General features: G+C 43.3%; 24 protein-coding genes. 8 read left to right on the plus strand and 16 right to left on the minus strand.

All coding sequences use genetic code 11. The features are described from left to right. The first annotated feature begins 1 nt into the window (after nucleotide 1). Entirely contained in the window at nucleotides 2-148 is a 147-nt protein-coding gene (locus tag AB4Z45_RS07475; protein ID WP_441908540.1) for a hypothetical protein, read from the plus strand. Between the two features lie 82 nt (nucleotides 149-230). Here the strand turns inward: AB4Z45_RS07475 and AB4Z45_RS07480 are convergent, their stop codons facing one another. Genes AB4Z45_RS07480 through AB4Z45_RS07490 form a run of 3 tightly spaced genes read right to left on the minus strand, consistent with a single transcriptional unit; the run spans nucleotide 231 to nucleotide 1,920 of the window. Continuing rightward, nucleotides 231-1,013, minus strand: coding sequence for a sigma-70 family RNA polymerase sigma factor (locus AB4Z45_RS07480; protein WP_441908541.1), 783 nt, complete (start codon nucleotides 1,011-1,013; stop codon nucleotides 231-233). Continuing rightward, nucleotides 1,010-1,450: an anti-sigma B factor RsbW gene (gene rsbW, locus AB4Z45_RS07485; protein WP_076269046.1), complete on the minus strand. Its 441-nt coding sequence runs from the start codon at nucleotides 1,448-1,450 to the stop codon at nucleotides 1,010-1,012. The genes AB4Z45_RS07480 and rsbW (AB4Z45_RS07485) overlap by 4 nt, the downstream gene beginning before the upstream one ends. 38 nt (nucleotides 1,451-1,488) lie before the next feature. Next, a complete protein-coding gene (locus tag AB4Z45_RS07490; protein ID WP_441908542.1) occupies nucleotides 1,489-1,920 on the minus strand; it encodes a DUF948 domain-containing protein in 432 nt (143 codons plus the stop codon). A gap of 162 nt (nucleotides 1,921-2,082) precedes the next feature. Between AB4Z45_RS07490 and AB4Z45_RS07495 the strand changes: the two genes are divergently transcribed. Both AB4Z45_RS07495 and AB4Z45_RS07500 read left to right on the plus strand, forming a co-directional pair. After that, entirely contained in the window at nucleotides 2,083-4,830 is a 2,748-nt protein-coding gene (locus AB4Z45_RS07495) for a response regulator (RefSeq protein ID WP_441908543.1), read from the plus strand. After that, nucleotides 4,827-5,693, plus strand: coding sequence for a CheR family methyltransferase (locus AB4Z45_RS07500; protein ID WP_441908544.1), 867 nt, complete (start codon nucleotides 4,827-4,829; stop codon nucleotides 5,691-5,693). The genes AB4Z45_RS07495 and AB4Z45_RS07500 overlap by 4 nt, the downstream gene beginning before the upstream one ends. Before the next feature lie 66 nt (nucleotides 5,694-5,759). Here AB4Z45_RS07500 and AB4Z45_RS07505 read toward each other — a convergent pair whose 3' ends face one another. The 11 genes from AB4Z45_RS07505 to AB4Z45_RS07555 all read right to left on the minus strand — a co-directional run bounded on the left by AB4Z45_RS07505 (nucleotide 5,760) and on the right by AB4Z45_RS07555 (nucleotide 12,976). Next, entirely contained in the window at nucleotides 5,760-6,005 is a 246-nt protein-coding gene (locus tag AB4Z45_RS07505) for a hypothetical protein (protein ID WP_441908545.1), read from the minus strand. A 12-nt stretch (nucleotides 6,006-6,017) separates the two neighbouring features. After that, complete coding sequence (locus AB4Z45_RS07510; protein ID WP_441908546.1) at nucleotides 6,018-7,292, minus strand: hypothetical protein; 1,275 nt, start codon at nucleotides 7,290-7,292, stop codon at nucleotides 6,018-6,020. A gap of 11 nt (nucleotides 7,293-7,303) precedes the next feature. Then, nucleotides 7,304-8,146 carry a hypothetical protein gene (locus AB4Z45_RS07515; RefSeq protein ID WP_441908547.1) on the minus strand — a complete coding sequence of 281 codons (843 nt, stop codon included), beginning with the start codon at nucleotides 8,144-8,146 and terminating at the stop codon, nucleotides 7,304-7,306. Further along, nucleotides 8,143-8,832, minus strand: coding sequence for an ABC transporter ATP-binding protein (locus tag AB4Z45_RS07520; RefSeq protein ID WP_441908548.1), 690 nt, complete (start codon nucleotides 8,830-8,832; stop codon nucleotides 8,143-8,145). Before AB4Z45_RS07520 ends, AB4Z45_RS07515 begins: the two co-directional genes overlap by 4 nt. Further along, nucleotides 8,825-9,226, minus strand: a complete 402-nt coding sequence (locus tag AB4Z45_RS07525) for a GntR family transcriptional regulator (protein WP_441908549.1) — start codon at nucleotides 9,224-9,226, stop codon at nucleotides 8,825-8,827. Before AB4Z45_RS07525 ends, AB4Z45_RS07520 begins: the two co-directional genes overlap by 8 nt. Before the next feature lie 187 nt (nucleotides 9,227-9,413). Then, nucleotides 9,414-9,851 (minus strand): anti-sigma B factor RsbW, encoded by a 438-nt coding sequence (gene rsbW / locus AB4Z45_RS07530; protein WP_441908550.1) that lies wholly within the window; start codon nucleotides 9,849-9,851, stop codon nucleotides 9,414-9,416. Further along, nucleotides 9,848-10,180, minus strand: a complete 333-nt coding sequence (locus tag AB4Z45_RS07535) for an STAS domain-containing protein (protein WP_076269057.1) — start codon at nucleotides 10,178-10,180, stop codon at nucleotides 9,848-9,850. The genes rsbW (AB4Z45_RS07530) and AB4Z45_RS07535 overlap by 4 nt, the downstream gene beginning before the upstream one ends. 77 nt (nucleotides 10,181-10,257) lie before the next feature. Beyond that, entirely contained in the window at nucleotides 10,258-10,872 is a 615-nt protein-coding gene (locus AB4Z45_RS07540; protein ID WP_441908551.1) for a hypothetical protein, read from the minus strand. Between the two features lie 129 nt (nucleotides 10,873-11,001). Beyond that, on the minus strand, nucleotides 11,002-12,138 hold the full coding sequence (locus tag AB4Z45_RS07545) for a SpoIIE family protein phosphatase (RefSeq protein WP_441908552.1): 1,137 nt from the start codon (nucleotides 12,136-12,138) through the stop codon (nucleotides 11,002-11,004). A gap of 201 nt (nucleotides 12,139-12,339) precedes the next feature. After that, on the minus strand, nucleotides 12,340-12,738 hold the full coding sequence (locus AB4Z45_RS07550) for a general stress protein (protein WP_441908553.1): 399 nt from the start codon (nucleotides 12,736-12,738) through the stop codon (nucleotides 12,340-12,342). A 73-nt stretch (nucleotides 12,739-12,811) separates the two neighbouring features. After that, nucleotides 12,812-12,976 (minus strand): DUF1328 domain-containing protein, encoded by a 165-nt coding sequence (locus tag AB4Z45_RS07555; RefSeq protein WP_076269061.1) that lies wholly within the window; start codon nucleotides 12,974-12,976, stop codon nucleotides 12,812-12,814. 236 nt (nucleotides 12,977-13,212) lie between these two features. Between AB4Z45_RS07555 and AB4Z45_RS07560 the strand changes: the two genes are divergently transcribed. From AB4Z45_RS07560 to AB4Z45_RS07580, 5 genes are all read left to right on the plus strand, one after another. Beyond that, nucleotides 13,213-14,094, plus strand: coding sequence for an alpha/beta fold hydrolase (locus tag AB4Z45_RS07560; RefSeq protein WP_441908554.1), 882 nt, complete (start codon nucleotides 13,213-13,215; stop codon nucleotides 14,092-14,094). Between the two features lie 111 nt (nucleotides 14,095-14,205). After that, entirely contained in the window at nucleotides 14,206-14,364 is a 159-nt protein-coding gene (locus tag AB4Z45_RS07565; RefSeq protein ID WP_179089827.1) for a hypothetical protein, read from the plus strand. Nucleotides 14,365-14,516: 152 nt separating this feature from the next. Beyond that, nucleotides 14,517-15,194 (plus strand): GntR family transcriptional regulator, encoded by a 678-nt coding sequence (locus tag AB4Z45_RS07570; RefSeq protein WP_441908555.1) that lies wholly within the window; start codon nucleotides 14,517-14,519, stop codon nucleotides 15,192-15,194. Between the two features lie 19 nt (nucleotides 15,195-15,213). Then, the gene (uxuA, locus tag AB4Z45_RS07575; protein WP_441908556.1) at nucleotides 15,214-16,305 is read left to right on the plus strand and encodes a mannonate dehydratase; all 1,092 of its coding nucleotides are present in this window, start codon (nucleotides 15,214-15,216) and stop codon (nucleotides 16,303-16,305) included. Then, nucleotides 16,302-17,156: an SDR family oxidoreductase gene (locus tag AB4Z45_RS07580; protein ID WP_441908557.1), complete on the plus strand. Its 855-nt coding sequence runs from the start codon at nucleotides 16,302-16,304 to the stop codon at nucleotides 17,154-17,156. The genes uxuA and AB4Z45_RS07580 overlap by 4 nt, the downstream gene beginning before the upstream one ends. 111 nt (nucleotides 17,157-17,267) lie before the next feature. Here the strand turns inward: AB4Z45_RS07580 and AB4Z45_RS07585 are convergent, their stop codons facing one another. Together AB4Z45_RS07585 and AB4Z45_RS07590 are read right to left on the minus strand one after the other, a co-directional pair. Beyond that, nucleotides 17,268-17,555, minus strand: coding sequence for a 4a-hydroxytetrahydrobiopterin dehydratase (locus AB4Z45_RS07585; protein ID WP_441908558.1), 288 nt, complete (start codon nucleotides 17,553-17,555; stop codon nucleotides 17,268-17,270). 305 nt (nucleotides 17,556-17,860) lie between these two features. Next, complete coding sequence (locus AB4Z45_RS07590) at nucleotides 17,861-18,085, minus strand: helix-turn-helix transcriptional regulator (RefSeq protein ID WP_076269070.1); 225 nt, start codon at nucleotides 18,083-18,085, stop codon at nucleotides 17,861-17,863. Nucleotides 18,086-18,094 lie beyond the last annotated feature (9 nt).

Genomic DNA, 18,094 nt, shown 5'->3' on the forward strand with positions numbered 1-18,094 from the left:
AATGAAAGACGAGGACGAGCTAGAATCAACTACAAATTCAATGGCACCTACAGAAGAAGAGATGATTAAGCTTGGCGAGGATATGGAGAACATGGAAACCAATGCACAAGTCATTGAGAATGGCATGATTCCCGATCCGGTTCAATAACAATAAGGCTTATAACAAAAACCCCCTTTCCATCAAGATGGAAAGGGGGTTTTTAATATACTAAAAAATAATAATAGTGCTTTTACGTTCCAAATTCAGCGCTATGATCTGCGAGCAGTACCTTCAGCTTCTCAATCGCCCGCTTTTGTATGCGAGAAACGCTCATCTGCGATACACCAAGCTGATCGGCTATATCACGCTGAGATTGACCATTGTGATAAGCAAGAATAAGTACCTTCTTCTCCTCCGCTTTCAGTTGATCCAGCGCCTCCTCCAAGTCCAGACGATTATCAACATTCTGATAATCGTCCTTGTCTGAGCCAATTAGGTCGCCTATAGTAGCAGCGCTTTCCCCTTCGCTCGATAAAGGAGTATCAAGCGATACATAATGGTAGGATTCGCGGCAAGAGAGTATCTCTATCGTTTCTTCCACCGAAAGCCCCAAATGAACCGCAATTTCTTCCATTTTGGGCGAGTGGCCGAGCTCGACGGTTAAGTGATCGATGGCTTGCTGAATCAGCAAGCCTTTTTCCTTAATCCGTCTCGGCACCTGGATATACCAAGACTTGTCTCGCAAATAGTTTTTCAAATGCCCGATAATGCTCTTCATTGCATATCCCTCAAACGGGATTTCACGCGAGCTGTCATACTGCCTAAATAATCGCAGCATAGACAACTGACCGACTTGGTATAAATCCTCATAGAGATCTGGTCTGCTGCGCGACATCTTTGCAGCGGCCATCTTCACAATGGGCTCAAAATGCTGCAGCAATACGGTTGCAACTTCATTACAATTCGATTGCTGATACAATTTTATTTTTTCAATCATATGTTCTGGATCCAGGAAGGATGAATTTGCGTTCATGCCATCTCCTCTTTCCTACCAAATAGCTTGGTCAAAATTACCTCGGTGCCTCTCTCAGAAAACACTTCCACTTTATCCATCAATGCATGCATCATAAACAGCCCAAGTCCGCCAGCCGTTACTTCACTTAGTTCTTTATTATGCAGAGACTCGGTTTTGCTTGCGGATGGCTCATATTTAAAGCTCGTACCCTCGTCCTTGATGCGAATAGAAAGCCCTTCTTCCTCAAGCTCAAAACTAATATCAACTACACCAGGCTGGCTATTGCTGTATGCATGGAGTACAACGTTCGTACAAGCCTCGGTTACAGCAACCTTCATATCTTCAATTTCCTCATAAGAGAAACCTGCTTTGTTCGCAACGCCAAATAATGTAAGTCTAACAATATCAATGAATTCTGCTCTCGCCGGAATCGATAAACGAATGAATGAGTTCATAGTCGCTTCTGTCCTCTCTTCTATGTTCCTATTATAGCTTATATTTTCTTAACTTTATTCCATATCCTTATTGTGGATATCGCACCATCATATATCGTACTTATTAAGCTAGGTTCTGACGCTGGTTTCTTCTTCCCTTCACCTTTTATGGAAGCAACTACGCTTGCTGCCGATTCCTTAGCCGCTCCGGTAAATGAGTGCAGGGCGTGACCAAGATCATTGACGGATGCGAACAACACATCGAGCGAGCTTAGCTTCGTTCGTACATCAAGTGTCATTGCATTCGTATTATGAACGGCCTCCTTCACCTCAACGCTAATTTGAGTCACTTCGGTTCGCAGCGAGCCAACGGTTTGCCTCATTTCATCAAGTGCACCTCGCAATACTTTCAACGTTTGAATTAGTGAATACAAGAGAACAAGAAAAGCAATCGCTATAACCGCAATACTGATTTGCATAAGTAGATCCATCGGTCATCACTTCCTTTTTTTCATTACATACCCGCTATTTCATTCTTTGAAACAAAAAGCGGTTTTTCTCATATAAGAGGCAGGAATATTCTATGCACTCTTTCATGCTATAATAAAGAGAGACTGTTACTAGAATTCTTTCATATAAAGGAGTTTATTCTATTGGGTAATTTACGTTTCAAAATCCGCTCAAAGATTTTACTCGGCTATTTTCTGATCATAATCTGCTTAGGCGTTTCTATCCTTGTCGTCAGCGAGAGAATATCATCCTTGCAAACAGAAATTAAGTCAATTACAAGCCGAGACATCGAAGTGCATAATTTGATTACCAGTATTCGCTATAATGTCGTAAGCATGGAGACTAGCCAGCGCGGTTATGTGATTACCGGCAATGACCTATATTTAGAGCCCTATATTCGTGGAAAAAGCGAATGGGAAGCCAACTATAACGCACTGTACCAGTATTTGTCCGATAATCCTACTACACTCAAAACGATGGAAGAAATAAAACTGACCATACAGAATTGGATCGAAATTGCCGGTGAGCCTACTCTAACCATGCGCAAAAATAACGATACGCAAGGCATTATTGATTTCTTTAATGACGACATTGGAAAAGACCATATTGATTCTCTTCGGATACAGTTAGAAACCTTGCGACAAAATGAGATCGCTTCAACGAAAGAGCATATTGCTGAATTGGAAAATCGAAATGACATCCTCATTATTAGCTTGTATCTCATGCTGCTTATCGTGTCAGTTATTGCTTTCATTATCGTTTCATTTGTTTCCGGCGCAATCGTCAAAACGATCCAACAGGTTGTGAAGACGATAAACGATATCGCATCCTCCGGAGGGGATTTATCCACTCGTATAAAAGTAAATACACGAGATGAAATTAAAGATCTCGCTGAAGCTACCAACAGTTTGCTTGATAATATAAACGACCAAGATTGGATCAAAACGAAAGTTGCCGAGGTGGCAACGATGAATCAAGGCATTAATGATACCTCAACGCTAGCCGATTCGTTTCTCACAAAACTTGCTCCAATTCTAGGTGCTGCCTATGGCTTATTTTATCTCCGCCAAGGTACAGGCGAGCAGCAGAGACTTGTGAAAATGGCTTCCTATGCAGCCCATGGCGATCAGTCAGGACTAGAAAGCTTCCGATTGGGCGAAGGCCTTGTCGGTCAAGCAGCGCTTGAAAAACGTACGTTTTTGTTGAACACGGCTCCAGAGCATCCTATTAGCTTAACCTCAGGTCTTGGAACGCTTCAGCCCAAGAGCATCCTGATCGTGCCTTTCGAGTATGAAGGCAAAGTAGTAGCTGTCGTTGAATTTGCTTCCGTCGATTCGTTTACTTCCCAGCACTTAAAGCTGCTTGAGCAAATCGATACTCATTTTGGCGTTGCGATTAACAGCGTTGTTGGCCGAATGGAAATCGAGAGGCTGCTTAGCGAATCGCAAGTAATGACGGAAGAGCTTCAAACGCAAACCGAGGAACTGCAGACACAGTCTGAAGAACTTCAGATGCAGCAAGAGGAAATGCGCATGACTACCGAGCATCTAGAGGAACAGAATCTATTTGCCGAACAGAAAACAAAGGAATTGGAAAAAGCAAAAGAAGAGCTTGAGGCCTATTCGGAGCAGCTTAGACAAAGCTCGCAGTACAAATCCAATTTCTTGGCTAATATGTCGCATGAGCTTCGTACTCCATTAAACAGCATCTTAATTCTCTCTCAGCTCCTTGCGGAAAATGAGAACCATACGCTTAATTCGGATGAAGAAGGGTATGCAAAAGTCATTAATACATCCGGTAAAGATCTATTAACGCTAATAGATGACATTCTTGATTTGTCTAAAGTCGAGGCCGGAAAGCTCATTTTGACAATGGATGAGGTAAACGTAAGTGAAATTCCTGAACATATGAAGCTGCTATTCCAACCTGTCGCTGAGCAGAAAGAAATAGCTTTCCATATTAACGTCAATGCTAATGTCCCTCAATTGCTTTATACGGATGGTCAGCGGCTGCAGCAAATTTTGAAAAATCTATTATCCAACGCTTTTAAATTTACGGAAAAAGGATCAGTTACTCTGGGCATCCAAAAGGCTGGCTCGCATGAAGTACAAAAACTTGTACCCGCACATATAAATAAAGACGTTTTGGCCATATCTGTAACCGACACCGGAATAGGCATTCCACTGGATAAACAGCAGCTTATATTTGAAGCGTTCCAGCAGGTCGATGGCGAAACAAATCGTCAATATGGCGGAACAGGATTAGGCTTATCCATTTGCAATGAATTTACTAAGCTTTTAGGCGGCAATATCGTCCTTAACAGCTCGCCAGGAAAAGGAAGCACTTTTACGCTTTACGTGCCAAGCCTGCCTGATATGGAGAAAGAACAGCTTGTATCCCTTGATCAAGAGGTTGCAGCAGCTTCAGAAACTGTGGTCATCGATGCTGCGCCTGATATTGCCGATCATAACATTTCTGATTTATCGGAAGATGAATGCACTCTATTTAAAGGGAAAAAGGTACTGCTCGTCGAGGATGATTCCCGTAATGTGTTCGCACTCGTCAAAGCGCTCGAGAACAAAGCCTTTAACGTAACCGTGGCAAGCAATGGTAGACAATGTTTGGATATTATAAAAGAACAATCCAACTTCGATATTGTGCTCATGGACATTATGATGCCAATTATGGATGGATTTGAAACGATGCAAATCATACGTCAGGATACTGAAATGAAGGATACGCCAATTATTGCACTTACGGCGAAAGCGATGAAAAGCGATCGCGACAAATGTTTGGAAGCCGGTGCTTCCGATTATATTAGCAAACCTCTAAATATGGACCAGCTTTTCTCGCTGATGCGGGTATGGTTGACGAAGCAGGTGGGCAATTGACCAGTCAAGGAAATGAAGAAGCTGTAGATTATAATGAATTAACGCTCGATGATCTGGAACGAATCGAAATCGATTTGTTATTGGATGGCATTTACCGCGTCTATGGTTATGACTTCCGCAATTACTTGCGTTCATCGCTTCGAAGACGCATTACGCATCGAATGAATCTTGAAGGCTTGCCCACGATCACCTCTCTCCTTGAGAAGGTGCTCCATGAGCCTGGATTTATTCATATATTGCTTAATGATTTCTCCATACGAGTAACGGAAATGTTCCGTGATCCAAATTTCTTTGCTTCGTTCCGCAAGGATGTTATTCCTTTTCTTAGGAACCTTCCTGAAATTCGCATTTGGCATGCGGGCTGTGCGACTGGAGAAGAGGTTTATTCGATGGCTATCCTGCTCCAAGAGGAGGGCTTGCTGGATAAAGCGAAGATTTATGCAACAGATATGAATGAGCATGTTATCGAGAGTGCAAAACAAGGGAAGTTCCCGCTCAAACGAATGCAAGGATTCACCAAAAATTACTTGCAAGCTGGCGGTACAAAAGAATTTTCCTCTTATTATACGACTGATTATGAGCATGCTTTATTCCATCCTTATATCAAAGAAAATATGATGTTTGCCCAGCATAACTTGGCAACGGATCGTTCTTTCAATGAGTTTCATGTTATTTTGTGCCGGAACGTTCTCATTTATTTTGACCCGGATCTGCAAAGCCGTGTTCATACTTTGTTTTTTGAAAGCCTCGCTCTACAAGGCTTCTTGGCACTAGGCAATATGGAATCACTAATCTCGGTTCATAAAATCAAATACGAGGATTTTAATCAGTCAGAACGAATTTTTCGCAAAATAAGTAATTAGCTAAAGCTGCTTCAGCTCACGAAACAAATAAGAGCCAAAATCCTTTCCTAAGGATTTTGGCTCTTTTCATTTTATTACCGAACCTGCTGCTTTAATCGAGGCGCTAATCGTTAGTTTTTTCGCTAGGCATTGCAGCTCCTCCGCCGTTCCCTCGAATGGCTTGAGAGCAAGGCATAATTGCAATAAAGCAGCTTTTGCTGCCTCTTCAGCGAGATATGCATCTTGCAAAATAAAGTGAGCAACCTGATAGGCGTATGGCTCAACTCCTTTTAATTGCTGGAGCTTGCAAGCTGTTAGAATGGCTCTGCTCATAACATTTCCTCATCAATTTATTTTTCCGACGATTTCCATATTGTTTAAATGTAAATTCTCCTTTAATTCTTCTGGTGTTTGCTTGTCATTGCCGATTTCAACAACACGGCCAGTATAGAGCAATTTCCCTGTTGCAAGATCGAGCACAGATGCTCCGGCAACATCTGCATGTTGAGTCATAACGTATACACGATTTGATTTAATCAACGGGAATTTGATCTCGTCTACGTTCAACTGGTCTGCGGATAATTTGGCATAAGCTTGCTCGAATTTATTTGTTGATAAATGATACCGCGATAAGGTGATGTGTTCAGGTCCACCTTTTGCTACATAATACACATCGCCTTGCAGGCTCGTCCACGCTTCCTTAATATCTAAATTAGTCAGTTCAGTCATTAAGCCCATACGGTAGGAATAGGCAAAATATTTCTCGCTTAGCGTTTCTGGCACCTTGTTCGCTTCTCGATCTTGTTGGCTAATTTTCTCTTCCATCACAATAAAGAGTATTCTCTCGGAAGGAGTGCTGTATTGGGTGCTTGAATCCCCCAAATGTCCAATTTCGATTTGAACGTCTTTTTTATTACTTGTGGACTTGATGCTCAGTGACTCGATATTCGTGTTGCGCAGCAGCTTCCCGCTTTTCATATCGATGACAAATATCTCGTACCTGCTGCTCTCGTTGTCGTAATCATATGTACTGACGAGCAGATGAATCTCTTCATCTACCTTTTGAACATCTACTAAATTCATATAATTATTGCTGAAATTGTTCACTCTTGTCGTTTTCACAGCTTTCGGCAGCTCATAAGTCACTTTAAGCTTCGATACTTTGTCTGTTGATTCTTCAAGCAGCTCCAGCTGAAATACCGCAATTGCGGCTTCTGAGCCCTTTTTTTCTGCTTTAACTTCTGCATAGACAACCCATTCCTCGTCTCTGTAAAAGCCTTGTGCATTAAGCTTGCCCCGCATAAATGACTTATGATCTTTTATCATTTGCTTAATGTCAGGCTGCTTATAGAACCATGAGTCTCCGCTAAGCACATTTTTACGCATATTTTCGTTCGACCTGTAATATTCGCTTCCTTTGAAATTAATATTTAGAGCTTCGGAGCGTCTCTCTAAATATTGAGAGCCTGATAATTCGATAACAGCGCCTTCCTTGGCATCGCCTTGTATCGTTTCCAGCTTATAATCAGGCAAGAAATCTAATCTGCCATATGAATAATAAGTGGCTATTCCGCTTACAACGAGCACAACCATTAAGATCGATAACCAATAACGTCTCATGAACATTCTCCTTACACCGTAATCTTTTTGGCCATCAGCCGCATGCCGAGCCACACCGAAATGCCGAGCACAAGAATGCACAGGGTTAGCCCAAGCGCAAATATTTCATAGGGATACAAATAACTATAGTACTGATCCATATACAAAAATAAAAATGGAGCTGCCACAACGAACACACAACCGGCCAAATAAAGCACGCCATACAAAATGCCTAAACGGCGATAGCTTCGCTCCAGCAAAATAGCAGTAAACACAGCGACTACGACGATGGCTCCAAAGCCGTATAAATAAACAAACTGTTCAAACTGCTGCGGAATAAGCCATACAAGTGCTTGATTGCTGATGATTGCTTCAACGATATGGGAGTCTATTCGCTGATCAGCCGGAACGATGAGGTTGAATACGATATGCTGAACCTTGAGCAATAGTAATTGAAACGAAATAAACGCAAGAACGAACAGGAGAAATGCCGATATTTTGGCTAAATAAAGATTCCTTCTAGCCGTTGGCAGCATAAGCAATCGATATACAAAGGTAGAGCGGCCAAACCAATCACGGTACCAGATAACAAAAACATACAAAGCAAGTACACCCATACAAAGGAACATCGGCAAAATATAACCCATCTGCGAGCTGAAAATGGCCCATTCAAACGATAAATATTGAGGAGAAAAACCACCCAGGAGACTCTTGTCTACAGTCTCTAACAACAGCTTTTCTCGAAATGACAATTCTTTGGTCGTCGCCCAAATGAGCGAAGCAAATTGGGTAATCGCAACAATTGCCATTAGAATAGCGAGCACCCAGCGAAAACGATGTACTTCCATATGAACAAGCTTAAAATAACGGTTCATCCTCGGTACACCTCTCTCATCACATCAATGACTGATTTCCCTTGCTCGCTGCGCATTTCTTCGCAGTAAAACGATTTGTTTATTTTACCGTTCTGCAATAAAATAGCTTTATCAATGAGCTGCTCCATCTCTCCGATTTCATGCGTTGTGAGCAAAACGCCACGCCCCTCAATCAATTCACTCGTAAACACTTCCACTATCGTTTCTCTGCTGAACAAGTCAATGCCGGAAAACGGTTCGTCCATTAAGATATAATCAGCATCTTGTCCTAACCCCAGCATGAGATTGAATTTAGCGGCAGTTCCTTTCGACAGGTTCCCGATTTTATCCGAATACTCCAGCTTAAAAAACTGCATGAGCTCACTTGCGCGTTTTGGATTCCAGCTTTCATAAAAATCAGCCATAAACCTGATCGCTTCGGATATTTTCATGCTGGTTGGCATCGTCAAATGATCGGGCACGAACGCTATTTTCTCATACAAGCTTGGACTTAAAAGTTGTTCATCAATAAGGATCGAGCCTGCCGATATAGGAGTCAGTCCCATGATTGCCTTCAGAATCGTTGACTTACCGGCTCCATTCACGCCGATAAGGCAAGCGATTTCTCCTTTTTGCACGGTAAAAGAAACGCCACTCAGAACATCGCGGCGTCGATACCGCTTATGTATATCTTTTACCTCAATCATGCTCCGGCTCACCTTCCTCATATTTGTTTTTAACCAGCTGCAGCAGCTCTTCGATAGGTACATCAATTTTGCGCACCGACGCCACAAAAGCACCTACCGCCTCGCCAATAAGCTCCGATCTTATATGATTCAGCAGTTCTTTATCATTCGTAATTCGGCTAGGTGAGTTTCCTTCCGTAATAATCAATTGCTGCTCCTCCATTTCCTTATACGCTTTCTGTACCGTATTGGGATTAATTTTCATAAGCGTGCCCAGCTCCCTTCTGGAGGGAGTTTCCTGGCCAGCGGCAAGCTTTCCCGTTGCGATTCTTTCTTTAAAATGACGGACCACCTGCAAATAAACAGGGTCCCGATTATTGAACGCAACTTCCGTCCAGCCTTCAATCGTGTTCATAGTCATACCTCACATTCATCGCAAATGTGTATTACGCGCGTAATACACTTCATAAGCGTATTATGCATGTAATACACTTGGAAGTCAATGGGAAATTATCCAGAAACTCTAGATCAGAATCAAAAAAAAGCGGTGCAGGAATTATTCCTGCACCGCTTTTTTTGATGTTTTTGTAACCTTAATCTCACTAATCCTCTGCTGCTGCATCCAAATATTTCGTTAGGACAACTTCTGTTCCATTCTCCAACGGATGAACCTCTACCTCGTCCATCAGCGCCTGCATTAAATAAATGCCTAGACCGCCAACACGAAGCCCGCTAACATCCGCATCTGGGAGCGGAGCAGCTTTATTAAGTGCATCCGATAAAGGAAAGGTTGATCCACTGTTCTTTACTTTGATCGTTAATCCGGTTTCAGTTGGTTCAAAGGAAACGTCGATAACCTCTTGCTCGGAGCTCTGAACGCCATGAATAACTGCATTATTGCAGGCTTCAGAAACAGCTACCTTCATATCTTCCATTTCTTCATATGCATAACTCATCTTTGAGGCAATTCCGAATAGACAGATTCTGACCAGATCGATATAGTCCGCATGGGCCGGTATTTGTAAACGAATGGCATTCATGCTTGGGCCTCTGTCCCTTCTATTAAATATCTTGAAATGCCTGTGATGTCAAACAGACGCTTAACCGCGGAAGGAATATCCCGCACGAAAAACGGCGCTTTTAGCTCATCACGAAGTTTTAGCACCGAAACGATAATGCCGATTCCGGTACTGTCGATATATTTTAAATGTTTAAGATTTAGAATCAATGCTTTATCTTCGCGGTTCATAACCGGTTCCAGAGCTGCCCGCAGCTGCGGCACTACAGATAAATCCAACTCTCCGCTTACATGAAGAATAATTTGATTTTGTGTCTCTTCTTGCTTGACTTGAAATTGCTCAGCTTTCATTCCATTCACTCCGCTCACGTTTGTTTAATAAATAGTATCAAGATCCTTCTCCTTGTACAAGCAGTACAAGTGATTTATTACATAGAGAAGCTGTGGAAGTAATGAATGGACGTCAGCTTCTGCGTATCCGCATCAATAAAAAGCTTTAATAGGGCTTCATCTCGCTCGAATACGATACCGTCCTCCGTCACATAATCGGGCTCTCCTAACGCATTCTTTACAGCATCTACAGTCGCTGCAACTTCACTTCCATCAATCAACAGCGTTTTGGTATTCTCCGCCATTTCAACAGATTGTATGAACTCACCGCTAAAGATGACATTCATATTCGGGTAATGATAGGTGATCAGATCAGCTAAATCCGGGTCTGCCGTTTTGCTTTTTGGTTTGCCCAGTTTCTGAATCACAAGGCTTGGATCATCATAAAGCATGATGCCGTTAACCATTTGAAGCGTAAATTCTGGTTTTTTTGCCTTCACAACCGGTGTTGATTCTGCTGCATAGGTAACTTCCGTTACAGTAGAGGGAGATGCAGAAGCGATTACAATGTCATGAGTTGCTTCCTCAGCCTTTATCGCCTTCACTGGGCTTGAAGCAGTCACTGGCGAATACGTCGCGGCGACCTGCCCAATATCTCCCGTGTATGCGAATATACCTCCGATTAAACAACCAATAAGAATAAACGTCCTCATAATTATCTCCCTCCTATGCGGGATTGTCGAGCTTCCTTTTGCTTATACTTACATATAAACCGTTCGGATTGCTTTGAAACAGGTTAAACATTTATTTTTAAAATATAATGATATCTCCAAGCCGGAGAGTTATTTGGTTTCAATCATGACTAAGCATATATCGTCCTTCTGGCTTACACTCGCATGCTCCGATAAAAACTCGCTGACCATTTCCGCATGCTCACTCGCATCTTTTATTATTAGCTGTTCAACAAGCATATTAAGCTTATCCTCTTCGTTATCGCCAAGAGATTCACTTAATCCATCCGTATAAAGAACGATCTTCATATGATCCTCGTAAGAGATGCTGCCCTTTTGGATGTCTATATTTTCAAACAGCCCAATCGCACAGCAGCCTGCAGTCAACAAGGTTGTCTCATCGCCAATTAGTACTTTTCCCGGAGGATGTCCGGCATTTACATATTCAATGACCCGCTTATTCGTATCCAGCACTAAATAAATGGCGGTAAAATAATAATTAAGCAGTTCTTCCTTCTTATACAGCTGGTTCATATACCGATTCAGCTCGCGCATAACAAGACTTGGATCGGTAATATGCGTAATTGTATCCTTAAGAACCGAGGAGATATACATGCAGACCAGTGAAGAAGAAATGCCATGTCCCATCATATCCAGCAAAATAACGCCATAACGATTCTCATCAATCGGGTACCATGCGTAGAAATCGCCCGCAAGCTCCGAAGAAGGCTGATATACAGCGCTTATCGCCACATGATCATCATTGATAGGCTGGCTTAATACATTTCTTTGCACTTTTTTGGCTAACTCCAGCTTTGCTTTAATCTGCCTGTCTCTTTCTTTGTGCCAATCAATTTCTCGCTTGAGCCTTAAAGCAGATCGAATTCTAGCCAGCAGCTCCATCTTGTTGATCGGCTTCATCACGTAATCACTGGCGCCGGCATCAAGCGCTTCCGCCATCTTGCTGGAATCGCCAAGCGCAGTAACGAAAATAATCGGTACATCCTTATAGCGCTCCACCTGTAAAATTCGTTTGCAAGCTTCCAAGCCATCAATCTCCGGCATCATCATATCCATCAAAATCAAATCTACGTTTGATTCAGTCGATAGCGTACAATCAATGTCCAGCATCGTATAAAGCTCCTTTGCCGAGGACGCGATTTTCAAATTTTTATAACCTTCTTTATTTAAAATAGCTTTAATAATAATCTGGTTAGTAGCATTATCATCTACAATTATAATACTCATATGCAGGCTCCTTTAGCTCCAATAACTACTACTTATATTCTGAGCGTAAGCGGTAGTAGAGTCAAATTTTTATAAGTAAAATTACCAAGCAGCACAATAGCTTATAAGCTTACTTATAAAATTGAAACTTAGCTTTTTAATAAAGGGCCTACCCTCGCGGATAGGCCCTGATTAGATTCTCGGTAGTTGTGGAGCCTGTTGTTAGCCCATGTATTGTGGGTAGTAGTATACGGCAGGATCAAACTCATCACCCGTATATTCTTTACCGCCCCATGCGATGACTAAGATTTTATCCTGATCCATCTCACGCTCAAGACGCTGTGACTCTTGCTCCGAAATACCCAGTGATCTCATCTTCGCCCGCAGCTCATCTCCGTTCGAGCGGAAAATGTTTGCGATAGCCGTTCCTAGGCCTTCCTCGGCAATGCCGATTTTCTCAGCATCCGTATTGTCAGCAATACGGTTTGTCCGGTCCTTATCATGCGTCAGTACAAAAATTTTGTCCTTCGCATAACCTTCCGTTTGAAATTTATAAACCTGCTCTTGCACCTCGACAGCGTTGTTTACCGTGTGTACCTTCGTATTGGATAGTTGATTCATAATAAATTCCTCCTCAGTATTTGTTTGGAATTGTTTGATTTGAGTTCTTGTTGTTCTATCTGGTTAGATGAAGTTAACTGACTCGTCTTCTTCCAACGATGAGAGAAACAATAAAGAGAATAACGAATACGACGAATAATATTTTTGCTATCCCAGCGAGTGCCGAGGCAATGCCTAGAAATCCGAAAATGCCTGCGACAATGGCAAAGATGAAAAATAATAATGCCCATCCTAACATCGGAATCATCCTTCCTTTGAAGCTTTGTTTTTGTTGATTGGTTAATTTGTTAACTTGTCATGATATTAACCAGCCTATTGACCTTTGAAACAACCCATTCTCAGACTTTCGAATTGAAAATAGGGCTATTAATGAAGAAATAAATAATCCGTTTTTTCAAATGTTTCAGAAGCTCTGGAATAGGTTAAGAGACTACACCAAAACAAATCGATAATAGAAAAGGCTGGTGATGATCGATGGAAAAGCAGCGTATACACGTTAATGGCATCGATTTAGTCTATGAAGAATGTGGCAGTAGTAAAGGAGACGTCATTGTATTGCTCCACGGCTTTTGCGGCTCATCTCAATACTGGCAAAAAATCTGTCCTGTATTAGGTGATCAATATCGCGTCATCATCCCTGATCTCCGCGGTCACGGCGGTTCATCTGCTCCTGAGGGCCCGTATACAATGGAGACTATGGCCGAGGATATTGCAGCACTTTTGGAAGCACTTGCAATTGAGAAGGTTGTTATGTTCGGTCATTCCTTGGGCGGTTATGTAACGGCTGCTTTTGCAGAGAACTATCCGGACAAGCTGGCAGGTTTTGCCCTTATCCATTCGACTGTGCTTCCCGACTCCGAGGTTACAAAGGAGAAACGTGATACAGATATTGAAGCGATTCAAGAAAAAGGCATTTCAAAATATTTGTACAGCATCATTCCTAATCTATTTACCGATGATAAAGTCGGAGAAATGCGCGACGAGGTCAATCAGCTTATTGGTGTAGGTCAAGAGATGGAGGCGCACGCTGCTATCGCTACATTAGAGGGGATGAAGATGCGTCCCGACCGCAGCCATGTGCTGGCAGAAGCCAAATACCCTATATTGCTAGTAGCAGGCGCAGAGGATGGCGTCATTAAACCTAATGATACGTTCACGGTTACGAGTCTGGATCAACCAGAAACGACGTTCAAATACCCTCATATTCTGGAGACAACATTCGAGGATGTCGGACATATGAGTCTTATGGAAGTATCCGATCAGCTAGCGAGAGTGATGTCGACCTATTTGAAGACGCTATTAGAGCGTGAGAAAACGAGAACTGAAGCAAAAACGGAAAATGCCGCAAGCAGCTAAGTTATCTTATTTCACTACAAACTGTTTCATATCATGCTAAGCGGGGTAAATAAGAATAAGCAGGTAACCCCCTATCTACCTGCTACAAAATAACTGGAGGTGCTAGTTACTATGAGTAGTACGAATACTTCTTATCGAACGGGAGAAATTGTTAAGCATGCTGGGAACTACATTTCAGAGTCAGGCAAGAAAGATAAGCTCCAAAAGGGAGAAAAATTCCCTGCTTGTCCTATTAGCGGTAATGAAACAACTTGGAGTAATGCCGATTAGCGCAAAATAAACGTATGGAACCATATTGAAGGGCTGTCTCAGAAGTAGATCATCTACTTTTGGGGCAGCCCTTCTGGCATTTTAAATTTACGCTTACGCGATTGTATACTTGTATGGTAGTATGGTAGTGTGAAGATGAAAGGAATGAGCCGATGGATTACCATGTACGTCAACAGCCCCTATCCACTAGAGACTCCGTTTATATGCAGCTAAGAGAACAGATTTTGAAGCTGGAACTGCCGCCTGGAACAGCTCTTTCAGAGAATGAGACCTCCATTTTGTTCAAGGTCAGCCGTACTCCCGTAAGGGAAAGCTTCCTTAGACTCGCTCAAGAGGGTCTTGTTCAAGTGCTTCCACAGCGGGGAACACTCGTTTCATTAATCGACACTGCACTCGTAGAGGAAGCAAGATTTATGCGAGAGCATCTAGAGAGGGCTGTCATTCGGTTAGCGTGCAGCCATTTTCCTGCGCCCTACCTTCTCAAGCTTCAGAACAACCTTCACCTTCAGCAGGAAAGCATTCACAACAAAGATAACCAAAGTATGTTTTCGCTTGACGAGGCTTTTCATCGCATCTTATTTGAAGGCTGCAGCAAGAGCAACACCTGGTCGAATATGCAGCAAATGAATGGGCATCTCAATCGAAGCCGTATGCTGCGTCTGGTGGATGATCTCCACTGGGAAAATCTTTATGCGCAGCATCGCATGATGGCAGAAGCTGTAGAAGCTCAAGATGCGGATACTGCTGATCGGCTCATGACGGAGCATCTTACTCAGAACATATCCGATCAGGCCGTGCTTAAGGAAAAGTATCCGCATTACTACAAATAAAACGGGAGGATTGATACGCATGAAAATGACTTTTAGATGGTTCGGAGAAGGCAACGATACGGTTCCCCTTAGCTATATTAAACAAATTCCCGGTACAGACGGTATCGTCTGGTCGCTTCATGATGTTGCGGCAGGAGAGGAATGGCCGCTGGAGCGAATTTTGGAGGTAAAGCAGCAAGCAGAGCAATACGGTTTGCATATCGATGTTGTTGAAAGCGTTAACGTACACGAGGATATTAAGCTTGGTTTGCCGTCGCGTGATTTATACATAGACAATTATAAGAAAACAATTGAGAAGCTAGGCAGCGTTGGCGTTAAAGTTATTTGCTATAACTTCATGCCCATCTTCGATTGGCTGCGCACCGATTTGCACAAGCCGATGGGCAATGGTGCAACCGCTTTATTTTACGAGAATAGCCGAATTGCTGATGCCGATCCATTCCAATTTGTTGAAGAGATTAACGCGAACTCAGCGCTAACTATGCCGGGTTGGGAGCCTGAGCGGCTTCAGCATTTGACGAAGCTGTTTGAGGCTTATCAAGGCGTGACCGAAGAGCATCTATGGGAAAATCTTCGTTACTTCTTAAATGAAATTATACCTGTGGCAGCACGCAGCGGCATTCGAATGGCCATTCATCCGGATGATCCGCCATGGTCTGTGTTCGGATTGCCGCGTATTATGACAGGACAGGAAAACTTCAGAACTTTCCTCAAGCTTTATGATAGTCCGTTTAACGGAATTACGCTTTGCAGCGGCTCGCTCGGCGCAAATCCCAGCAATGATATTATTTCTATGATTCATGAGTTTGCAGACCGTATCCCATTCGCCCATATCCGCAACGTCCGCGTGTATGAGAACGGAGACTTTATCGAGACGTCTCACCGTACAGAAGATGGAACCGTTGATATCGCCGGCATTGTGAGAGCTTATCACGAGGTGGGCTACACAGGATATGCAAGGCCTGACCATGGGCGTCATATTTTTGATGAGCAGTGCAGACCGGGATACGGCCTATACGATCGCGCGCTCGGCATTATGTATTTATGGGGGCTTTGGGACGCGTATCAGCTTGCAGCCGCTTCAACTGCAGGTTTGGAGGGCAAATCATGACACAGCTGCCTAAGCATAAGTCATTTGAAGGCAAGGTCGCTGTCATCACTGGCGGTGCGGGCGTACTTTGCCGAGTCATGGCGCTTGAGCTTGCTAGACAAGGTGCCAAAATCGCCATACTCAATCGCACCGCTGAGAAAGGGATTGCCGTGGCTGAGGAGATACAGGCTGCCGGCGGGATCGCCATCGCTGTCGCATGTGATGTCACGAGCGCTGAAAGCACGAAAGCAGCGGCAGCCGCTGTGCTCGATAAGCTTGGACCATGCGATATATTAATTAATGGTGCGGGCGGCAATCATCCTAGCGCGAATACGACGAACGAGACCTTTAAGCCAGAGCATCTTCACGCAGAAAATAAAACGACGCTGTTTAATTTGAGCATTGAAGGATTCCGCAGCGTCATGGATCTCAACTTTATCGGCACACTTATTCCAACGCAAATCTTTACAGAACAAATGCTTGGCCGTCAAGGCGCAACAATCATAAATATTTCATCGATGAGCGCTCCATCGCCGATGACCAAGGTACCTGCCTATAGTGCAGCCAAAGCAGCTATCGTCAATTTCACGCAGTGGCTGGCCGTTCACCTAGCTGAATCCGGCATTCGAGTTAACGCTATTGCTCCCGGGTTTTTCCTGACTGAGCAAAACAGAAAGCTGCTATTGGACGAGGATGGTCATTTAACCGAACGCTCGGGCAAAATTATTTCCCATACTCCGATGCGCCGTTTCGGCAAACCCGAAGATTTGCTGGGCACTCTATTATGGCTCGCTGACGAGACAACGGCAGGTTTTGTCACTGGTACAACGATTCCAGTTGATGGCGGTTTTTTAGCGTATTCAGGTGTTTAGTTTTTCATAAAAAATAGCAGGCTGCCTAATGAATGGACTTATCGTCTGAGGCAGCCTGCTAACCTTTTCCCATACATTTTCTTAGAAAATTCAGCTTAATCAAGGGTATATTCAAGCGCTGGCATAATTAAGGTCAAAAGCTGCTGCTGCTGTAAAATCCAGCTCCGTAAGGCCGCCATCATGCCATGTCGTCATTCGGAGCGTTACCATTTTATAATCGACAGCTATGAATGGATGATGGTTCAGACGCTCGGATGCTTGCGCTACCTCGTTTACGAAAGCGATAGCGCTTGGAAACGATTTAAAGCGATATTTTTTGATAATCCATTTACCCTCCTCCCGCTTCCAGCCTTCACATGCCGCCAAGCTTTTTTCGATTTCGGGCTCCGTTAGCTTCATACATTCCACTCCCTCGTCTCACTATGACTCCACTCCTGTACAAGGTCTATCTTATTTCATAATGTTATAGCAAGAAAAAGGATTGAACAAGTTTGGCCATACGAATTAATGAACATATTGCATATGCGAACCTTCGCTATTAAATGGAGAGTGCGACAGCAAGAAAAACGCCGCCCAGGGAGCTGGACAGCGTTATTTTTTAAGGCTTATGCTCTGTACAGGTCGGCTTCCTGCACGTCCAATATTTTCAGCGAAATAGCCCGGCAGGTCGTAGAAGACCTACTGGGCTATTTTTCTTTGAATCATTATTCTACTTCATTGGATGTCCGCAGCTCATAGAGTTCGGGTACATCACATTTAATCGTTGCAGCTATCGAAATCGCCACCTTAAGCGGCATGATTCGTTTGTTGTCGATATAGTCGCCGATCCTCTCGGGTCTCACCATCAGTGCATCTGCAAGCTGCGCCTGCGATAACCCGCGTTCGCTTAATCGCTGCTCCAGCAGGCAATTGCCCAGTTCGTATTTCATCGTATTGCA

It is taken from the genome of Paenibacillus sp. MCAF9 (genome assembly GCF_052114265.1).
Classification (GTDB): domain Bacteria; phylum Bacillota; class Bacilli; order Paenibacillales; family Paenibacillaceae; genus Pristimantibacillus.

Excerpts from the sequence above, each read along its gene's own strand:
- AB4Z45_RS07540 (WP_441908551.1), bottom strand. The coding sequence starts at position 10,872 with ATGAGGACGTTTATTCTTATTGGTTGTTTAATCGGAGGTATATTCGCA.
- AB4Z45_RS07550 (WP_441908553.1), bottom strand. The coding sequence starts at position 12,738 with ATGAATCAACTATCCAATACGAAGGTACACACGGTAAACAACGCTGTC.
- AB4Z45_RS07555 (WP_076269061.1), bottom strand. The coding sequence starts at position 12,976 with ATGTTAGGATGGGCATTATTATTTTTCATCTTTGCCATTGTCGCAGGC.
- uxuA (WP_441908556.1), top strand. The coding sequence starts at position 15,214 with ATGAAAATGACTTTTAGATGGTTCGGAGAAGGCAACGATACGGTTCCC.
- AB4Z45_RS07545 (WP_441908552.1), bottom strand. The coding sequence starts at position 12,138 with ATGAGTATTATAATTGTAGATGATAATGCTACTAACCAGATTATTATT.
- rsbW (WP_441908550.1), bottom strand. The coding sequence starts at position 9,851 with ATGAATGCCATTCGTTTACAAATACCGGCCCATGCGGACTATATCGAT.
- AB4Z45_RS07525 (WP_441908549.1), bottom strand. The coding sequence starts at position 9,226 with ATGAACACGATTGAAGGCTGGACGGAAGTTGCGTTCAATAATCGGGAC.
- AB4Z45_RS07560 (WP_441908554.1), top strand. The coding sequence starts at position 13,213 with ATGGAAAAGCAGCGTATACACGTTAATGGCATCGATTTAGTCTATGAA.
- AB4Z45_RS07490 (WP_441908542.1), bottom strand. The coding sequence starts at position 1,920 with ATGGATCTACTTATGCAAATCAGTATTGCGGTTATAGCGATTGCTTTT.
- AB4Z45_RS07515 (WP_441908547.1), bottom strand. The coding sequence starts at position 8,146 with ATGAACCGTTATTTTAAGCTTGTTCATATGGAAGTACATCGTTTTCGC.
- AB4Z45_RS07580 (WP_441908557.1), top strand. The coding sequence starts at position 16,302 with ATGACACAGCTGCCTAAGCATAAGTCATTTGAAGGCAAGGTCGCTGTC.
- AB4Z45_RS07535 (WP_076269057.1), bottom strand. The coding sequence starts at position 10,180 with ATGAAAGCTGAGCAATTTCAAGTCAAGCAAGAAGAGACACAAAATCAA.
- AB4Z45_RS07480 (WP_441908541.1), bottom strand. The coding sequence starts at position 1,013 with ATGAACGCAAATTCATCCTTCCTGGATCCAGAACATATGATTGAAAAA.
- AB4Z45_RS07520 (WP_441908548.1), bottom strand. The coding sequence starts at position 8,832 with ATGATTGAGGTAAAAGATATACATAAGCGGTATCGACGCCGCGATGTT.
- AB4Z45_RS07590 (WP_076269070.1), bottom strand. The coding sequence starts at position 18,085 with ATGAAATACGAACTGGGCAATTGCCTGCTGGAGCAGCGATTAAGCGAA.
- AB4Z45_RS07570 (WP_441908555.1), top strand. The coding sequence starts at position 14,517 with ATGGATTACCATGTACGTCAACAGCCCCTATCCACTAGAGACTCCGTT.
- AB4Z45_RS07505 (WP_441908545.1), bottom strand. The coding sequence starts at position 6,005 with ATGAGCAGAGCCATTCTAACAGCTTGCAAGCTCCAGCAATTAAAAGGA.
- AB4Z45_RS07510 (WP_441908546.1), bottom strand. The coding sequence starts at position 7,292 with ATGAGACGTTATTGGTTATCGATCTTAATGGTTGTGCTCGTTGTAAGC.
- AB4Z45_RS07565 (WP_179089827.1), top strand. The coding sequence starts at position 14,206 with ATGAGTAGTACGAATACTTCTTATCGAACGGGAGAAATTGTTAAGCAT.
- AB4Z45_RS07475 (WP_441908540.1), top strand. The coding sequence starts at position 2 with ATGAAAGACGAGGACGAGCTAGAATCAACTACAAATTCAATGGCACCT.
- rsbW (WP_076269046.1), bottom strand. The coding sequence starts at position 1,450 with ATGAACTCATTCATTCGTTTATCGATTCCGGCGAGAGCAGAATTCATT.
- AB4Z45_RS07585 (WP_441908558.1), bottom strand. The coding sequence starts at position 17,555 with ATGAAGCTAACGGAGCCCGAAATCGAAAAAAGCTTGGCGGCATGTGAA.